16 protein-coding genes, 3 tRNA genes and 1 other RNA gene are annotated in these 18,182 nt (G+C 41.8%); 11 read left to right on the plus strand and 9 right to left on the minus strand.

The window, feature by feature from the left end:
* Positions 1-955: 955 nt before the first annotated feature.
* The 3 genes from gltA (at position 956) to FTU71_RS00705 (ending at position 4,916) form a co-directional block, all read left to right on the plus strand.
* Complete coding sequence (gltA, locus tag FTU71_RS00695) at positions 956-2,230, plus strand: citrate synthase (protein WP_096901013.1); 1,275 nt, start codon at positions 956-958, stop codon at positions 2,228-2,230.
* A gap of 190 nt (positions 2,231-2,420) precedes the next feature.
* Positions 2,421-2,936, plus strand: a complete 516-nt coding sequence (locus tag FTU71_RS00700; protein ID WP_178318539.1) for a hypothetical protein — start codon at positions 2,421-2,423, stop codon at positions 2,934-2,936.
* A 354-nt stretch (positions 2,937-3,290) separates the two neighbouring features.
* Entirely contained in the window at positions 3,291-4,916 is a 1,626-nt protein-coding gene (locus tag FTU71_RS00705) for an NAD+ synthase (RefSeq protein WP_168460910.1), read from the plus strand.
* A gap of 144 nt (positions 4,917-5,060) precedes the next feature.
* Here FTU71_RS00705 and FTU71_RS00710 read toward each other — a convergent pair.
* Positions 5,061-5,137, minus strand: a tRNA-Met gene (locus FTU71_RS00710).
* A 193-nt stretch (positions 5,138-5,330) separates the two neighbouring features.
* On the opposite strand from FTU71_RS00710, the gene FTU71_RS00715 reads away from it, so the two are divergent.
* Positions 5,331-5,744, plus strand: coding sequence for a hypothetical protein (locus FTU71_RS00715; RefSeq protein ID WP_096901016.1), 414 nt, complete (start codon positions 5,331-5,333; stop codon positions 5,742-5,744).
* Positions 5,745-5,783: 39 nt separating this feature from the next.
* On the opposite strand, the gene FTU71_RS00720 is transcribed toward FTU71_RS00715, so the two are convergent.
* The 4 genes from FTU71_RS00720 to coaD form a co-directional block, all read right to left on the minus strand.
* Positions 5,784-5,860 (minus strand) — tRNA-Met (locus FTU71_RS00720).
* Positions 5,861-5,933: 73 nt separating this feature from the next.
* Positions 5,934-6,311: RNase P RNA component class A (rnpB, locus tag FTU71_RS00725), an RNA gene on the minus strand.
* Between the two features lie 27 nt (positions 6,312-6,338).
* Complete coding sequence (locus tag FTU71_RS00730) at positions 6,339-6,602, minus strand: YfhL family 4Fe-4S dicluster ferredoxin (RefSeq protein ID WP_004972206.1); 264 nt, start codon at positions 6,600-6,602, stop codon at positions 6,339-6,341.
* 1 nt (position 6,603) lies between these two features.
* The gene (gene coaD / locus FTU71_RS00735) at positions 6,604-7,095 is read right to left on the minus strand and encodes a pantetheine-phosphate adenylyltransferase (protein WP_004972207.1); all 492 of its coding nucleotides are present in this window, start codon (positions 7,093-7,095) and stop codon (positions 6,604-6,606) included.
* 179 nt (positions 7,096-7,274) lie between these two features.
* Between coaD and smpB the strand changes: the two genes are divergently transcribed.
* Complete coding sequence (gene smpB, locus FTU71_RS00740) at positions 7,275-7,751, plus strand: SsrA-binding protein SmpB (RefSeq protein ID WP_168418034.1); 477 nt, start codon at positions 7,275-7,277, stop codon at positions 7,749-7,751.
* Positions 7,752-7,849: 98 nt separating this feature from the next.
* Here the strand turns inward: smpB and FTU71_RS00745 are convergent, their stop codons facing one another.
* From FTU71_RS00745 to rluD, 3 genes are read right to left on the minus strand one after another with little or no spacing between them, the layout of a single operon-like run.
* Entirely contained in the window at positions 7,850-8,419 is a 570-nt protein-coding gene (locus FTU71_RS00745) for a flavodoxin family protein (protein WP_179993593.1), read from the minus strand.
* A gap of 39 nt (positions 8,420-8,458) precedes the next feature.
* On the minus strand, positions 8,459-9,202 hold the full coding sequence (gene pgeF / locus FTU71_RS00750) for a peptidoglycan editing factor PgeF (RefSeq protein WP_179993594.1): 744 nt from the start codon (positions 9,200-9,202) through the stop codon (positions 8,459-8,461).
* Positions 9,203-9,261: 59 nt separating this feature from the next.
* Positions 9,262-10,314 (minus strand): 23S rRNA pseudouridine(1911/1915/1917) synthase RluD, encoded by a 1,053-nt coding sequence (gene rluD, locus FTU71_RS00755; RefSeq protein WP_180037576.1) that lies wholly within the window; start codon positions 10,312-10,314, stop codon positions 9,262-9,264.
* 71 nt (positions 10,315-10,385) lie between these two features.
* Between rluD and FTU71_RS00760 the strand changes: the two genes are divergently transcribed.
* Both FTU71_RS00760 and FTU71_RS00765 read left to right on the plus strand, forming a co-directional pair.
* Complete coding sequence (locus FTU71_RS00760; protein ID WP_178866169.1) at positions 10,386-11,366, plus strand: outer membrane protein assembly factor BamD; 981 nt, start codon at positions 10,386-10,388, stop codon at positions 11,364-11,366.
* A gap of 198 nt (positions 11,367-11,564) precedes the next feature.
* A complete protein-coding gene (locus FTU71_RS00765; RefSeq protein WP_096901021.1) occupies positions 11,565-13,535 on the plus strand; it encodes a DNA primase in 1,971 nt (656 codons plus the stop codon).
* A 68-nt stretch (positions 13,536-13,603) separates the two neighbouring features.
* Here the strand turns inward: FTU71_RS00765 and hemA are convergent, their stop codons facing one another.
* On the minus strand, positions 13,604-14,878 hold the full coding sequence (hemA, locus tag FTU71_RS00770; RefSeq protein ID WP_131260679.1) for a glutamyl-tRNA reductase: 1,275 nt from the start codon (positions 14,876-14,878) through the stop codon (positions 13,604-13,606).
* A gap of 78 nt (positions 14,879-14,956) precedes the next feature.
* Here hemA and FTU71_RS00775 point away from each other — a divergent pair, with 78 nt between their 5' ends.
* From FTU71_RS00775 to FTU71_RS00790, 4 genes are all read left to right on the plus strand, one after another.
* Positions 14,957-16,675, plus strand: a complete 1,719-nt coding sequence (locus FTU71_RS00775) for a tetratricopeptide repeat protein (RefSeq protein WP_179993596.1) — start codon at positions 14,957-14,959, stop codon at positions 16,673-16,675.
* 4 nt (positions 16,676-16,679) lie between these two features.
* Positions 16,680-17,258 (plus strand): lipoprotein insertase outer membrane protein LolB, encoded by a 579-nt coding sequence (lolB, locus tag FTU71_RS00780; protein ID WP_154320977.1) that lies wholly within the window; start codon positions 16,680-16,682, stop codon positions 17,256-17,258.
* Positions 17,259-17,277: 19 nt separating this feature from the next.
* Positions 17,278-18,108, plus strand: coding sequence for a 4-(cytidine 5'-diphospho)-2-C-methyl-D-erythritol kinase (gene ispE / locus FTU71_RS00785; RefSeq protein WP_131260682.1), 831 nt, complete (start codon positions 17,278-17,280; stop codon positions 18,106-18,108).
* A tRNA-Gln gene (locus FTU71_RS00790) sits at positions 18,107-18,181 on the plus strand. The genes ispE and FTU71_RS00790 overlap by 2 nt, the downstream gene beginning before the upstream one ends.
* Position 18,182: the final 1 nt, after the last annotated feature.

Below are 18,182 nucleotides of genomic sequence, written 5' to 3' on the forward strand. Positions count from 1 at the left end.
TACCATCCACAACCACACAATCAAACATAAATCTATGTTTTTAAATAAATTATTAAAGTGAAAACTCTTGATGACACAATCAGTGGCTTTAGAATATTTAGACTAAAGATAAATTTGTACTTTGTTTTTCAGATGTTCTTCGGGTTTTCACATACTTATATATAAGTAGCAGCACTATATATGTGTGTACTCCACTGTTTGCAGCAATTTACAACCACAACACAAGACTCTTAGATCCAGACAGCCCATCACTTTGCTTTGGTCAAGGTACACCTGATCATGGATTAAACTTTAATGTCGGCACATACCTCAATCTATTTATACAACTTATATTTACTTTAAACACCACACCTAAATAAATATTAAAAATGATAATCATCATGCGAATGAATGACTTATCCAGTATTTTTTGTATCTGTATGGATAAATAACCGCGCTTTATTCACAAAGATTTCATCATTTCCCACTCAAAATATGATGGATCATGGCTATTTTCAGGAGTTTAATCAGTCATTTTTTGATCAATCAATATCGAATTTAAATACCAGACTTACTGCCTATTACAACCAATCTGACCACCCTACCGTGTATGTAAAAACGTGTAAGTTATGAGAATTAGATAAATTTAAGTATTGGACTGAATCCTGCTAAAGAAATAGCACATCAAAACCAGTATTTAAAATTGCTTACAATTAATCCGTATTGATGATTTTTTTCTGCACATCCGACAAATTTTGACTTATGATACGGCGGCTGTGCTGTGATTTTATTGATTTTTTTACTGGAATTTTTTCGACTTTTTCTATAAATAGTCGTCTGCTTAATCCATAAGTATAATTGACAAAATTTCAGTACTCTCTAATCTTAGAGCTAATTTTTAATCCGTCTGACTTGCGCATTAAAAGATTGATACTTCGAGTCAGATCAACATTCACCAGGACAGGAGATCTATTGAATGTCTGAAGCAACTGGCAAAAAAGCCGTATTACAGCTTGATGGAAAAGAAATTGAATTACCAATTTACAGCGGCACATTAGGCCCAGATGTAATTGACGTTAAGGATGTGTTGGCGGCAGGTCACTTTACTTTTGATCCTGGTTTTATGGCAACAGCGTCTTGCGAGTCTAAAATTACGTTCATTGATGGTAACAAAGGTATTCTTTTACACCGTGGTTACCCAATTGACCAATTAGCGACTAAAGCTGACTACTTAGAAACTTGCTACTTATTATTAAATGGTGAGCTTCCAACTGCAGAACAAAAAGCTGATTTTGACGCTAAAGTTCGCAACCACACTATGGTTCACGACCAAGTTAAGCGTTTCTATAACGGTTTCCGTCGTGATGCTCACCCTATGGCAATCATGGTTGGTGTTGTTGGTGCGTTATCTGCGTTCTATCACAACAATTTGGACATCGAAGATGTTAACCACCGTGAAATCACAGCGATTCGTTTAATCGCGAAGATTCCTACTTTAGCGGCTTGGAGCTACAAGTACACAGTTGGTCAACCATTCGTTTACCCACGTAACGACTTAAGCTACGCAGAAAACTTCTTGTACATGATGTTTGCTACACCAGCAGACCGTGACTACAAAGTTAACCCTGTTCATGCACGCGCTATGGATCGTATTTTCACGCTTCACGCTGACCACGAACAAAACGCGTCCACTTCAACTGTACGTTTAGCTGGTTCTACTGGCGCTAACCCATACGCATGTATCTCTGCAGGTATTTCTGCACTTTGGGGTCCTGCTCACGGTGGTGCGAACGAAGCTGTTCTTAAGATGCTTGATGAAATCGGCTCTGTAGAAAACGTTGCAGACTTCATGGAAAAAGTGAAGACTAAAGAAGTGAAGCTTATGGGCTTCGGTCACCGCGTTTATAAAAACTTCGACCCACGTGCAACAGTAATGAAGCAAACTTGTGACGAAGTTCTTAACGACTTAGGTATCAACGATCCACAACTTGCACTTGCAATGGAACTTGAGCGTATTGCGTTATCTGATGAATACTTCATCAAGCGTAACTTATACCCTAACGTAGACTTCTACTCAGGTATCATCCTTAAAGCGATTGGTATCCCAACAGAAATGTTTACTGTAATTTTCGCTCTTGCACGTACTGTAGGCTGGATCAGCCACTGGTTAGAAATGCACAGCGGTCCTTACAAAATCGGTCGTCCACGTCAGCTTTACACAGGTTACACTCAACGCGACATCAACCGTTAATTCGGTTTGCGTTGTACCTTATAAAACGAGTACGACTCAAAAAACCACCTTCGGGTGGTTTTTTTATTTTTGAATATTTGTTTCGCCATAATGTAAAGCCTTGGTAGTTTGACTTAAACAAGATAATTAGATTGGGTCATCAGCCAATTTACGCTATATTTTTGATATCAGCCTTTCATGATCAATTTACATGCTGCAACTGCATTTCTTATTTTTAAGTCTGCTCATGCGTTTTTTAAAACTTGCGCAGTTTAAATATCGCTACTTAACACCTGCAGAAATACAGCTATGCCAGTCTGTGTTCGGTCATTTAATTGACTACAGCAAAGTCAGAGTCATGAATCACCCCTATTTACCTTGGCAACCACAACACATATTTATGGCACCCTGTGGTGATATTCATGTGCGTAATTTGCATTACCGTTCAGACTACACTCAAGCACATTTAGGCTATCAAGCCATTTTTATTCACGAAATGGCGCATGTCTTGCAATATCAACAGAAAATCAATGTCTTGCTACATGGCGCACTCTTACAAACGGCATATTATTTAAGCTTTAAACAGTACAATCCATATCGCTATCAATTGACTACAAACAAGCCTTTTTTTGCCTATAACATTGAACAACAAGGCGACATCGCTAAAGATATTTTCCTGAAAAAAATTGACAATATTATTCTGAATCCACCAAAACCAATTGCTTAACTGAATATTCTTTAACTTGAGCGATCCGACTTAAAACCACAGACAAGCCCAATCTTAAAATATAATAATTTCAAATAAATAGCATAAAAATTCTGTCATATTTCAGTGATATTCTGCAGCATACAAGAATAAAGTGTATTCGATGCTAGCATCTATTCTAAATTACGATAAAATAGCAAAAGTCTCTATTTTTGCACCGCAAAATAAGATCTTTATCTGTTAGATAATAAATGGTTTTTATTTGTGCCTTTCGGCAGTCGTTTAATCCACAATACACTGCGCTGAAATTTTTATAACAATAATAATCAGTCGTTTATGTGTATTTTAAACCTATAGGAATAGGACTTAATTTAAATGAAATCTTTTAAAATTGCCCTTGCACAGTTCTCTCCACACATCGGCAATCTCGAAGCAAATGCGCAAAAAATGCTTGAACAGGCAAATGAAGCGAAAAAACAACACGCAGATCTGATTATTTTCCCTGAACTTTCTCTCTTGGGTTACCCAGCAGAAGATTTATTACTGCGCCCAAGCTTGAACAAACGCACTCAACAAGCATTTGAACAATTACGTGAAATTAAAGATATCGTTTTAGTTTTCGGTTTTGTGAATGAAACTGAAGATGGTCAACGTTTCAACTCTGCTGCAGTCATGAAAGATGGCAATATTCTTGGTATTTATAACAAACAAAATTTACCAAATTATGCCGTATTTGATGAGAAGCGTTATTTCGATGAGGGTCATCAACATCTGGTATTTGAATACCTTGGACATAAATTTGGCGTATTGATTTGCGAAGACTTATGGGCACTGCCAACGGTACAGCAACTCGCACAACTCAATGTTGAAACAGCATTGGTGCTCAATGCATCCCCTTATGAAGTGGGCAAGCCACAACATCGTGTACAAACCATGACTGAGTTGGCTAAGCAGCTCCACTTAAATGTTGTATATGTGAACCAAGTGGGCGGTCAAGATGATTTAATCTTCGATGGCACTAGCTTCGTGATCAACCAAGCGGGCGATGTTGCACTACAAGCGCCGACGTATCAGGAAGGTGTATTCTTCGTTGAATATGACGCTGCTCAGAAACACTTTAAAACTGCAGAGATTAGCCCCGCTTTAGATACGTTGGCAGAAATTTACCAAGGCTTGGTTTTAGCTACACGTGACTATGTACAACGTTCAGGCTTCCCTGGGGTTATTTTAGGTTTATCGGGTGGTATTGACTCTGCGCTGACACTTGCAATTGCAGTCGATGCCATTGGTGCAGACAAAGTACAAGCGGTGATGATGCCATATACTTATACAGCACAAATCAGTGTTGAAGATGCGGCAGAGCAAGCCAAAGCATTAGGTGTTACCTTCGGCATTGCCGAAATTCATCCTGTAGTGAATAGCTTCATGCAAACCCTGTATCCATTCTTTGGTAATAGCCCAAGTGACACTACTGAAGAAAATTTACAAGCCCGTGCACGCGGTACAATTTTGATGGGGCTTTCCAATAAATTTGGTAATTTAGTCCTGTCTACAGGCAACAAATCTGAGCTGGCTGTTGGCTATTGCACCTTATACGGAGATATGGTCGGTGGTTATGCCGTACTCAAAGACGTGTATAAAACCATTGTATTTGAACTGGCAAAATACCGTAACAGTATTGCTGATACGCCTGTTATTCCAGAACGCGTGATTACTCGCCCACCTTCTGCAGAATTGCGCCCAGATCAGAAAGACCAAGACTCTTTACCACCGTACGAAATTTTGGATGCAATTTTGTATGCCTACATTGAAGAAGATCAAAGCCAAGAAGATATTATTGGCAAAGGCTTTGAACGTGCAATGGTTGAGAAAGTGATTCAATTGGTTGATCGCAATGAATATAAGCGCCGTCAAGGTGCCCTAGGACCACGTATCAGTTCACGCGCATTTGGCCGTGAACGTCGTTACCCATTGGTGAATGGCTGGAAACCTGGAATTTAAGCAAAACTATGGCTTAAACAGAAGCGTAAAAAACCAAGCGAAGGCTTGGTTTTTTATTGTCTGTATTTTAAGAATAGGTCAATAAAGCTCAACTTAAATTTTAGACATAAAAAAAGACCAAGCTGAGAGCTTGGTCTATTAAAATGGTGGCTATGACGGGACTTGAACCTGTGACCCCCGCATTATGAGTGCGGTGCTCTAACCAACTGAGCTACATAGCCGTAAACTGTGTGCGCATTATCTAAACTTAGCTCTGCATCGTCAAGCATTTTAATTTACAAACGCTCACAGTTTAAGCAAAAACAGGGAGATTTGTTTAATTTTAATCAAATTACTATTTTCTTACGGAGATTCTTAAATATTTGCAGCAAAATCTATATCAAGTCACACAGAAAAAAGAGAATAAATTCAACCATGATCTTGAAGTCTATAATACTGAGTAGCCTTGTTGTTGGCTTAAGTTCCTGTGCTTTGGTTTCACCTATTTTTGTAGATTACAACGGTGTACGGCGTGATGTTGCGCAATTTATTAATTCTAAAATGAGTTATAGCATCGCAGACCGACGTGTCTTGGTTGCTTATGCCAAAGGGCAGCAAAAGATTTTAACGGCACATCAACTCAATGCTGCAGCGCAGCAACAACTGGCTTATGAGCGTGCTGTAGGGCGTTATTGTGCATCACAACACATTTCGCTAAAAAAATTAAATCAGGTCGATGCCAAAATTTTTGCTCACTCTGATCAACAAGCCAATTGGCAACAGATTCAAAACCTACAAATGCAGATTCAACTGGATACAGCTCAAATAGATTGCACAGACAAATTTTAAACAAAAAAAAGACCACGTTAGTGAACGTGGTCTGAAAAATGGTGGCTATGACGGGACTTGAACCTGTGACCCCCGCATTATGAGTGCGGTGCTCTAACCAACTGAGCTACATAGCCAAAAACTGTGCGCGCATTATCTGCTGTAATCTAGGTAACGTCAAGCCTTATCACGCATCAATTGCTTAAAATTTGGTGAAGTGAACCGATAAGCCGGGTTCTGTCGAGAACGATCATTCCTCTAGGCGTACAATCACTCATACGCTCAAGCGACCTACCCGAATCCAGTACGGGCCGTACCTCAGGATTCCTATTTGGTCTTGCTTCTGGTGGGGTTTACCATGCCATGAACTGTTACCAGCCATGCGGTGCGCTCTTACCGCACCCTTTCACCCTTACCTTCAATTTCTTCCGAAAAAGAAACCATACGAAGGCGGTCTACTCTCTGCTGCACTTTCCGTCGGCTCACGCCGCCCAGGCGTTACCTGGCACCCTGCCCTATGAAGCCCGGACTTTCCTCCCCTGTTTCAGTCACGGAGACCTCCACAGCAGCGATCGTCTGGTTCACTTCGAAGGCGCATCTTAGCAAAATTATAAGTTAATTGCTTGCGCTTTTTTGAGCAATCAGTTTTTTATATTTTTCCAGCAATTGTTCCTGTGTTTCTACATGCTCTGGATCGAGCGGAATACAATCGACTGGGCAAAATAACTGACACTGCGGCTGCTCGTGATGTCCTACACATTCAGTACATAATGCTGGATTAATCTCATAAATCAGCTCACCCATATAAATTGCCTCATTTGGGCATACAGGTTCACAGACATCACAGTTAATACATTCATCGGTAATATATAAAGACACGCTACCAACCTTGTCGTAATTTACGCTCAAAGGCTTCGACCACAACAGGTGCAACAAATTTAGTCACATCACCTTTTAAGCGTGCAATTTCACGAACTAATGTAGAAGAAATAAATGAATATTGCTCTGAAGGAGTCAGAAATACCGCTTCATATTTCGCATCTAATTGACGGTTCATATTTGCCAACTGAAATTCGTATTCAAAATCTGAAACAGCACGCAAACCACGCAAAACTGCAGTCGCATTTTGCTCACGGAAAAAATTAACCAATAAACCATCAAATCCGACAAATTCAACATTAGGCAAATGCTTTAAAGATGCCTGTGCCAATTCCACACGTTCTTCCAAAGTAAAAATTGGATTTTTATGATGTCCAATGGCAATTGCGACCACGACTTCATCAAACATTTTTGCAGCACGTGTCACCAAGTCAATATGACCATTAGTAATCGGGTCAAAGGTGCCCGGATAAATTACGCGAGTTTTAGACATCCATTATGCTCTAGTTGGTTTTGTCAAAGTTAGTTTAACAAATACAAAAAATTTTAGTGAACTAAAGTCTACCAAATTATGAAATATCAAAGCAGTTTAGCCAACAGTTGTGATGATTTTGATTTGTCAGCAAGCCTTGGTTTGAGGCACAATAGTCATAAGTTTGGAAGTAATTGATTATGGCGAAGGTAACTGTAGTTAAAAAAAATACGGGCGGCACAATTGCACAGAATAAACGTGCACGCCACGATTATTTTATTGAAGAAAAATTTGAGGCTGGACTTTCACTGCAAGGCTGGGAAGTCAAATCTTTACGTGCTGGGCGCATGACCATCACCGAAAGTTATATTTTATTTCGTGACAATGAAGCTTATTTATTTGGTGCACAAATTCAGCCGCTACTGTCTGCATCTACTCACGTTGTACCTGAAGCAACCCGTACCCGTAAACTTTTATTGTCACGTCGTGAAATTGAAAAGTTGATGGGTGCTGTGAATCAAAAAGGCTATTCCTGTGTACCTTTGGCTTGCTATTGGAAAGGCCCTTTGGCAAAACTGGAAATTGCCTTGGTTAAAGGTAAACAATTGCATGATAAACGTGCTTCAGAGAAAGACCGTGACTGGCAGCGTGATAAAGCACGTTTGATGCACAAGTAATTTAATAAATTACCATCATTTAAAAATTAGCATCACCAATAAAAATGCTCGATTAAATATCGAGCATTTTTATGGCATTTGTAAAAATCGAATCAAACTTAAGCTTTAAGTTTTAATTCCACCAAATACTTGCCAAATTTGACCGCAGTTTCTAAATCACCTTCTGGTGGTGTAACTTCTACACTGGCATTATCCGATTGCGTCATTAAACCCAAAAAGCTCGACATACGATTAATGTCATGTGGGCTACGGCCTGTAGGCATAAACGGTAAACCTGACCACAACATGCCGTGCTGCATTGCAAATAAATTTATTTGTTGCAAGACAGCCAGTTTATCGCCACTTAACCCACCGCCATTGGTAAAGCCTGCGGCAAGTTTGCCTTGCCAAGTTCTGGCCAACCAGCGCTTGGAAGATTCTTCCATAAACTGTTTTAAGGCAGAGGTGATGCTTCCCATATACGTTGGACAGCCCATAATAATAATATCGGCTTGGTCTAAGCTGTCCCATTTAATCTCAGTGACCGCCATCAACTCAACTTGTGCGCCCATTTGTGTAGCACCTTGCGCAATATGCTGTGCCACCTTAGCAGTATGGCCATAAGGACTGTGATAAACCACCGCCACACGAATTGCAGCGCAAGAAGATGTTGAATGAGACACTGACATGAGAATGTTTAAAACCAAATAATTAAGTCAAGTTTAACACTAAGCCTGCATAAACACGAATGTTGCCATGCGGCCTGTACGTGGCTGACGGCGGTAAGAATAGTACTGATCGGCCTGCGAATATGAGCACTGATCACCACCCAATACCGTTGCGACACCATGTTGCTGCAAAATATAGCGTGCAATCGCATACAAGTCGGCAAAGTATTTACCAGATTGTTGCCCATCTATAAAGGCCGTACCCAGTTCAGGATATTTATCACAAAAGGCCTGTTTTACTTCTGCTCCAACCTCAAAACGTGGCTGACTGATGGCAGCACCTAACCACGCCCATGTTGGTGCACTTTGCATTTCAGCAATGGTGTTTTCAATAATACCGTTAGCTAAACCTCGCCAGCCCGCATGCAAGTTGGCCACTTCTGTGCCTTCTGCATTACCTAAAACCACAGGTAAGCAGTCCGCAGTCATCATCATTAAAGCATGTGCTTTACGCTGCGTGACCAAGCCATCACCCTCTAAGGCTTCAAAAGTGATTTGCTCATTAATGGTCTGACACAACACACTATGCGTCTGTGTCATCCAAGTCAGTTTATCGACCCCATATTCAGCAAACTCTGCCAGCAAACGCATACGATGCTGCTGCACACGCCATGCATCATCCTGCACATGCAGTGCCAAATTAAACCCAGACAGTTCTGTTGAACTTGTTGCCAGTGCCTGCGCATGTTGTATGCGGGTTTGTCCGACATATACTCCTGCAGGGAGTCCTTGAACAAATTGCATGCCTCTATCCTTTTAACTGCATATAACGGCCCATCTGAGCTGACAGATGTTGAATGGCATCAGTACGCGGCATTTTCGCTGCGTAATACATCTACCAATTGTTTAAAGTCTTCAGGCCACGGCGCTTCAAACATCATTTCTTCTTGAGTACGTGGATGCACCAAACCGAGTTTGACGGCATGTAAGGCCTGACGTTTAAAGTTACGCAATGTATCATTTAACAATGCCGATGCACCCGCGGGGACACGTACACGTGGGGTATAGACAGGATCGCCTACCAAACCAAAACCAATATAACTTAAATGCACACGAATTTGATGGGTACGCCCTGTTTCCAAACGTGCCTGAACGCGAGTGAAGTGCTGAAAACGTTCTTTCACATTGTAATGCGTCACGGCCTCTTTACCGCCTGGCAAGACCGCCATTTTAATTCGATCTACAGGATGGCGTTTAATCGGTTCATCGACCGTTCCACCAGCAATCATGTTGCCATACACCACCAAGTCGTATAAACGATAAACTGATTTCTTCGCCAGTTGTTTGGTTAAAGCAAACTGTGATTCTAAGTTCTTCGCTACGACCAACAAGCCTGAAGTGTCTTTATCAATACGATGCACCAAGCCTGCACGGGTCAATTCGGCAGATTTAGGATAATGATGCAGCAAGGCATTCACCAGAGTTCCAGAGCTATTTCCCGCCCCCGGATGCACCACCATGCCCACAGGTTTATTAATCACCATGATGTCATCATCTTCATAAATAATATCCAGTGGAATATCTTCAGGCAGGCTGCGGGTTTGCGCTTCAAGCTCGACTTCTAGGGTAAGAAGCTCATCACCTTCACACTTATATTTAGGTTTGACCGTGTTACCATTTACCAACAAATGACCGTCTTTGAGCCACTGTTTTAGCTTTTCACGTGAAAATTCACTCCAAATGATGGCTGCAACTTGGTCGATGCGTAGTCCTAAGTGGCTGTCATCCAATTGAAATTGCAACGATAAACGTGTTGCAGTTGAGTCTGAAGTATGGTTATCTGCATCCTCAGCATCTTCAAGTAAATTGAACTCAGTTTCAGGTAAATTGGAATGGGTAGATTGTGCTTGACTCATTTGCTCATTCAGACAAAAGTGGTTTAATAGCGCAATTGTAGCTCATTGCCCGTATTAACAGAGGAATTTTTATGTCGCTACCACGTTATAAAATAACAATGCTTGCTCTTTCACTCGGCGTTGCGTCTGCAATTGTGGGCTGTAGCAGCAATCCAAAAAAAGAAGTGGTCGATACTGGTCCGCAATCTAGCGAACAGGTTTATATTGAAAAAGCAGAAAAAGCACTGGATCGTGGTCAATACACCGATGCCGTTAAGCATCTTGAAGCTTTAGAAACCTATTATCCAACGGGTGATTATGCGCAGCAAGCGCAGCTTGAATTGTTGTATGCAAAATTCCAGCAAAAAGATTATGAAGGCGCAATTGCTGTTGCAGATCGTTTTATCCGCATGAACCCGCAGCATCCTAAAGCCGATTATGCCTACTATGTACGTGGCGTAGCGAATATGGAACAAAACTATGATGGTTTGTTGCGTTATACCTCGCTCAAGCAAGCGCACCGTGATGTCAGCTATTTAAAACTAGCGTATCAAAACTTTGTCGATTTTATCCGTCGCTATCCATCGAGCACTTATGCGGTAGATGCTGCACAGCGTATGCAGTTTATTGGTCAGGAACTGGCAGAAGCCGAAATGAATGCAGCACGTTATAACATTAAACGTAAAGCATGGGTGGCTGCAGTAGAGCGTTCATTGTGGGTAGTTGAGCATTATCCGCAAACTCCACAAATTCCAGAAGCATTGGCAACGGTGGCTTATGGTTATGGCAAACTGGGCGATCAAGCCACAGCTCAGCAATATATTGATGTGTTGAAACTGAACTATCCAAATTTGGTTAAAGCAGATGGTAGCGTGAATTTACGTGCTGCCCGTCATGACGCAAGCTGGATTAACCGTGCAACTTTGGGTATTTTCGGACGTGAAGCGCAAAGCAGCACCGAAGCACAACAGTCAGATACTAAAGCACAAGCAGAGCCATCACGCAGCCTCACCAACCGTTTGAGTTTTGGCTTGCTCGATCGTCCAAAATCTCAAAACGACAGCACTGAATAAAACCATTCCGACTGATTTTTCAGTTTTGAAAAATGCAAAGGGCAAGTTATGATACTTGCCCTTTGTTCTTTTATGGGCTTGTTTCCTGTCCTAGAAAAAGATACAAAAGAGAATACTCATTGAGTCAATCAGCACAGTCTGATGTATTCAACCTGTTCGGCGAACCTTTCACTACCAAGAGATAACAGACAAAACCGTATGGCCATTCCACAGCACACGATTGATCAAATTTTAGATCGCACTGATATTGTCGATCTGATTAGTCAGCGTGTGAAATTAAAAAAAACTGGTCGTACCTATTCGGGCTGCTGCCCGTTCCATCAGGAAAAAACCCCGTCTTTTCACGTTTACCGTGACAAGCAGTACTATCATTGCTTTGGCTGTCAGGCAAATGGTAACGCCATCCGTTTTTTAATGGATATTGATAACCGCAATTTTGTAGATGTCATGAAAGACTTGGCCAGTCAAACAGGCATCGAACTCCCAAAAGATCAGCACGACAATAAAAAACTCTCTTATAAACGTGAAGCCAAAAAGCCAACACCGATAGCTCAACCCAAACCAACAGCAAAAGACCAGAATGAAACTTCTGCAGCTCAAACCACATCAAGCGAACATACTTTTGAAGCTTCTGGCATCGACTTTGATCCTTTTGCCGAGTTTCAAAGTGCTGAATACGCAAACTCGGAATTTCAGAACTCGGAATTTCAAAACAATGCCGACCCGTTTGCAGGTTTTGAGCAATGGGACACCATGCAGGACACACCTGCACAAGAAGGCAACTTATACGACTTGCTAGAAAATATAGCGCAATATTATGAGCAGCAATTGCCGCACAGCCCTGCCGCGCAACAGTATTTTCAAAAACGTGGTTTAACCGCACAAACCTTGCAGTTTTGGCGCTTGGGTTACGCACCCGAAGATTGGCAGCATTTAGAAAAAGCCTTTCCGCAAGACATTGCAGGTTTAAAACTGCTAGGCTTAATTCGTACCAGTGACAAGGGACGTGACTTCGATTTATTACGTGATCGGGTGATTTTTCCAATCCGTGACAGCAAAGGACGTGTGGTCGGCTTTGGTGGTCGCGCACTTAATGATGAAATCAAACCCAAATACATCAACTCGCCCGATTCGGAAGTGTTTCATAAAAACCAATTGCTCTATGGTTTATATGAAGGACGCAAACAAAAAGCCCAAGATTATTTAATGGTCGAAGGCTATATGGATGTGATTGCCTTGCAGCAATACGGCATTCATGGTGCTGTAGCGACACTCGGTACAGCCAGTAATACCGATCATTTAAACATTCTATTCCGCCAAAACAACCGCATTACCATCGCGTTTGATGGCGATGCCGCAGGTCAAAAAGCCGCACGTCGTACACTGGAAATTGCACTGCCTTTGCTCAATGATGGACGTGAACTGAAGTTCTTTGTTTTACCCAATGAGCACGACCCTGACTCACTTATTCGTCGTGAAGGCATCGAAAATTTCCGACGTTTATTAGATCAAGCACCTTTGCTATCAGATTTTGTCTTTGCGCATCTCACCCAAAACCATAATATCAGTACCCCTGAAGGCAAAAGTCAGGTCATGGGTGAACTGCGGCAGTTGACCGAACTTTTGCCCAAAACGGGTTCTTATCGCTATTTGCTGCAACAGTTTTTCCGTGAAAAGTTAGGCTTTAACCGTAAATGGCAGGCACAGACCAATAACGATGCATCTTTGAGTTTTAGCACCAAAGTCGATGCCGAAGAATATGTGATTGCGATTCTAATCAATCACCCGTATTTGTATATTCACTTTGAACCGTTACGTGCGCTGATTCCAAATGATCATCTGCTACACCAAATCTTAAATATTTTAAATACTATTTTTGATGATCTACCCGATGATCCTGAACAAGCCAAATATTATATTTTGGGTGCATGCTCAGCGTATCACTATGAATTACAGCGCATTTTACAACAAGCCAATGTCAGTGATTACACGACTTCTCCTGAACACGTCGATAAATTGGCGCAGGATTTTTCGACCAAATTGCAATACGACTGTTTACAGCAAAAAATTCGCTCCAAAAAATTCAGCAGTATTGAAGAAATGAAGCGCTTGAAACATCAAATTTATGAAATTGATAAAAAAAGATCGCTGACCTTGTTAGAGGAATAAGCGATCTGGTCTGATTAGATTAAGTTTGTATCGTCAAAAATCTTTTTTGTAAATCACGTTAATCTTGCTTATTTGCGACGATGTTTGGCAGTCGCTGCTAAATTTTCCTGCATAAACTCAAAACATTCAGGCTCATCACCTTTGGCTGCTTCACGCAATAAAATAGAAGTTGGATGCAGCAGTTTTTGGGTTAAACGATAGGAAAATTCCTGCAGAACCTGTGCAGCATCTTCACCTTTGGCAATACGCGCCATCGCCAAATTTAATTCTTCCTGACGCAAGCTTTCGCCATGTTCACGGTAAGCATGAATGGTCGCACCTGCTTGCTGAACTTTTTGATGGGTCACCAACTCAGTCACAAGCTGATTGACCATTAGCTCTGCTTCCACAGCCGCCTGACGACGCTGCGCCAAGTTTTCATCAATCACGCTTTGCAGGTCATCGACCCCGTACAAATACACGCCATCCAAATTTTCAATTTTAGGATCAATATCACGTGGTACGGCCAAATCGACCAACAACATTTGCTGATAGCGACGTTTCTTTAACGCTGCTTTCACTTCAGGATAAGCAATCACCTGATGCAAACTACCCGTACAGCTTGAAATTACATCAGCGCGGTGTAAATTGGCCGCTAACTGATCAAATTCAATAATTTCAACTTCAACCCGATGCGCAATTTCTTGTGCCAAAGCTTCGGCACGAGCGCGGGTACGGTTACAAATTAAAATTTTAGCGACGCCCATCTCGGCCAAATGCTTCGCCACAAGGCTATTCATTTCGCCTGCAGCCACCACCATCACTGTTAGTTTTTCAGGATGGCTAAATACTTGTAACGCCAGTTGCGCTACCGCATAACCCATAGACACGGCATGGCTGCCTACGGCAGTTTCTGAACGTACCCGTTTGGCAGCATAAAACGCATATTCAAAAATTCGGTTGAGTTGTTGCGAAACCGTATGTGAGTCTTTGGCTAAAGACAGCGCAGTTTTGACCTGACCTAAAATTTGCGGCTCACCCAACATGAGTGAATCTAGCCCACTGGCTACGCGCATTAAATGCGACACCGCCTGTGCATTTTCATAACGATAAACATGACGACTCAATTGCTTCGCATCAATACCATTGACGTGTGCAAGCCAATCCAACACCTGTTCTGGATGTTCAGACATGGCGTAGACTTCGGTACGGTTGCAGGTAGACACCACCACCAAATCATTCAGTTCGGGATGTTGGCTTTGCTCAGCAAGTAAGGCACTTAACTTTTCTGGGTTAAATGCAATTTGCTCGCGCAACTCTACAGAGGCGGTTTGATGGTTGACACCCAATGCAAAGAAAGACATATCAGATCATCATTTCGCTAAATTTATGCTATTGTGCAATAACGGTGTCATAAAAAGCATTACTTGGATCAAGAAAAATTGCGTCAAACAAATAGCCGACCATACGGCGCGACAATTAAGCAATATTCTACCACATTCTTACTGGTCGGTAGCATGGCTTCAGTTGCTCATCTTAGAGCATCTGAAGAAATTTATCATGCAAATTCAAATTATAATGCGGTAAAACAAACCATGGTGGCAGAATTTGCCTTGGCTTATGGCGATATTCCAACTGCATTACACAACTACACGGTCTTGGCAATTAAGAACAATTCGACTTCCATTAAACAACGCGCCCTGAATATTGCCATTGAACAAAATGACCTACGTGCCGCATTAGATATTGCAACACATTGGGTGGTACAAGAACCATCCGATGTCCCTGCACTGTTTTATTTGGCGCACATTGCACTCAAAGCGCATGAATATGACTTGGCTGCAGAAACCTTAGATAAAATTCTAAATATTGATGCCACGGCTGACTTAGAACAAATTTTGGCGGGAATTTCCCCTGAATCTGTAGAAGACCGTGAATTTCTGATTCAAGCCCTGCGCACCAGCAAAGCCAAAGACAATCCATCTATTTTGGTATTGATTGCAGGTTTAAAAGCGCAAAATGGACAATATCAAGCCGCGCTCGACACCATTAACAGAGCGTTGCGCAAACGCCCGAAAGTCACTGGCTATATTTTAATGAAAGCCAATTTGTTGAGCGTACTTGGCAATGAAGAAGAAACGGCAGCTTGGTATGCAAAATCCAGCCGTAAACACAAAAATAATTTTGAAGTCCGTTTAGCCGAAGCCAAATATTTGGTCAAAAAAAATGAAGCAACTTTGGCGCTAACAAAGCTAGAAGCTATTTTAAAAAAATGGCCTACGGAAGATGAAGCCTTATTTATTGCAGGTTTGACCAGTATTGACTTGAAACAATACGAAAAAGCCGAAAAATATTTAGTAGAGTTGCGCTATTCAGCCCAATATCAAAACGAAGCCTATTTCTATTTGGCAGTCAATGCCGAGCGTAAACAGCACTTTGAAACAGCCAAAGCCTATTATCGTTTGGTCGATGGTAGCCTTTATACGGTTTCACGTCGCAACATGATCAGTATTTTTGCCCAGCAAGATAAACTGAACGATGCCCTGCGCTTTTTAACGCAGGAACGGGTCAACTATCCGCAGCACGCCAGTTTTTTATATCAGGCACAGGCCGATATTTTAAAACGCATGGACAATAAAAAAGCAGCACTGCGTTTGTTAGATGAAGCCATCAAAAACCTGCCCGATGATCCTGACCTGATCTATTCAGAAGTCTTACTATTGGATGCACATCAGGAAAAAGACAAACTGGATCAACTGCTCACCAAGTTACTGGAAATTGAGCCGAACAGCCCAACCTATTTAAATGCCTACGCCTATACTCTTGCACTGCAAAATCGTCGTTTGGATGAAGCGCGTCGCTATGTAGAGCAAGCACTTGAGTTTGCACCTGAACAAGCCTCTATTTTAGATACTTTAGGTTATGTCAGCTATTTGCAAAATGACTACACTGCTTCGGCACAGGCTTTGGAAAAAGCCTACGCGCTGAGTCATAGTGCCGCGATTGGCTCACGTTATGCAAAATCGTTGTATATGCAAGGAGATATTCAAAAATTCAGCCAAGTGTTACAACAATTACAACAAAATCATCCGAATGATCCGCAATTGCAACAATTAAATTCGCTATTGTTAGCGCAGCCCGTTAAAAAAAGTGTTAAGTGATTTTATGCGTTTATTCTCAAAATTAGGTCTTACCCTGTTTGTCAGTACCAGTCTGTTCATCACAGGTTGTCAGCCTTTTGTGCAATCTCCTGCCCATGTTTCACAGCAAGTTGAAGCCGAAAATCAGTTTAACCTACAAGGCAAAATTGGTGTGCGCACTCCGCAGCAATCTGGCAGTGCCTTTTTTACTTGGGTACAGCAGCAACAGCAGTTTGATATTGAACTGAGCGGCATTTTGGGCGTTGGTAAAACGCAAATTAGCGGACAACCAGGACAAGTCACCCTCAACAGTGCCAAAACAGGGATAATTTATGCCGAAAGTCCTGAAGAACTGTTAGAACAAGCCACAGGTTGGCAAGCGCCCATCACCCACTTGGTCGATTGGGTACAAGCCCGACCTGCAACGGTCAATGCCCAAATTCAAAAAGACCCCCAACAGCGCCCGACTCAATTTATTGAAGATGGTTGGACGGTCGATTTGAGCTATAACGACAGTGCCAGTTTGCCAAACCGTCTGATTTTGAAACAAGCACTTGAATCAGGGCAAGAAAACCGTATTACAATGCTCATCCAAAATCGTTAATCACTTGCCAAGTTTCGCCATGATTCGTGTACCCTCACCTGCCAAATTAAATCTGTTTTTGCACATTACTGGGCGTCGTGACAACGGCTACCATGAATTGCAGACTATTTTTCAACTGATTGATTTATACGACTGGCTAGAATTTGAAGTCAATGATACTCAAAGCATTCAAATTCAGGGTTTAAACAGTGTCAATTTAGAGCAAAACCTGATTTACAAAGCCACGCAAATTTTAAAACCCTACGCGAAACAAGCCACAGGTTTAAATATTAAAATTGAGAAGCACATCCCTATGGGTGCAGGGCTTGGCGGAGGTTCATCCAATGCCGCAACCACCTTAATTGTAGTCAATCAACTTTGGCAATGTGGCTTGGATACTCAAAAACTAGCTGAACTTGGTTTACAGCTCGGAGCAGATGTACCGATCTTTGTGCATGGTCGTAATGCATGGGCAGAAGGCATTGGTGAACAGTTAACATTCATAGACTTAGCCCCAAAACAATATATTGTGTTAAAACCTGACTGTTTTATCAGCACTCAACTACTTTTTTCACAAAAAACATTGACAAGAAACACGAAGCCCACTAAATTCTGCGGCTATCAGATAAAGCCATCTGACTTTGGAAATAATTTTGAGCCTGTGGCACGAAATTTATACCCCGAAGTTGATGAAGCAATGCGTTATTTAGACCAATTTGGTCAAGCAAAGCTTACAGGTACAGGTGCTTGTGTCTTTACTGAAGTGACTGCAGAAATGAATGTAGACGACATTTTGGCACACTCACCATGTACTGCGTACGTTGTGAACAGCTTAGATGAATCTCCATTACGACATTTCACAGTACAATAGGGGTATCGCCAAGTGGTAAGGCACCGGTTTTTGATATCGGCATCCGTTGGTTCGAATCCAGCTACCCCTGCCAT

Origin of the sequence: Acinetobacter sp. YH12136 (assembly GCF_013418545.1) — a bacterium.
Lineage (GTDB): Bacteria > Pseudomonadota > Gammaproteobacteria > Pseudomonadales > Moraxellaceae > Acinetobacter > Acinetobacter towneri.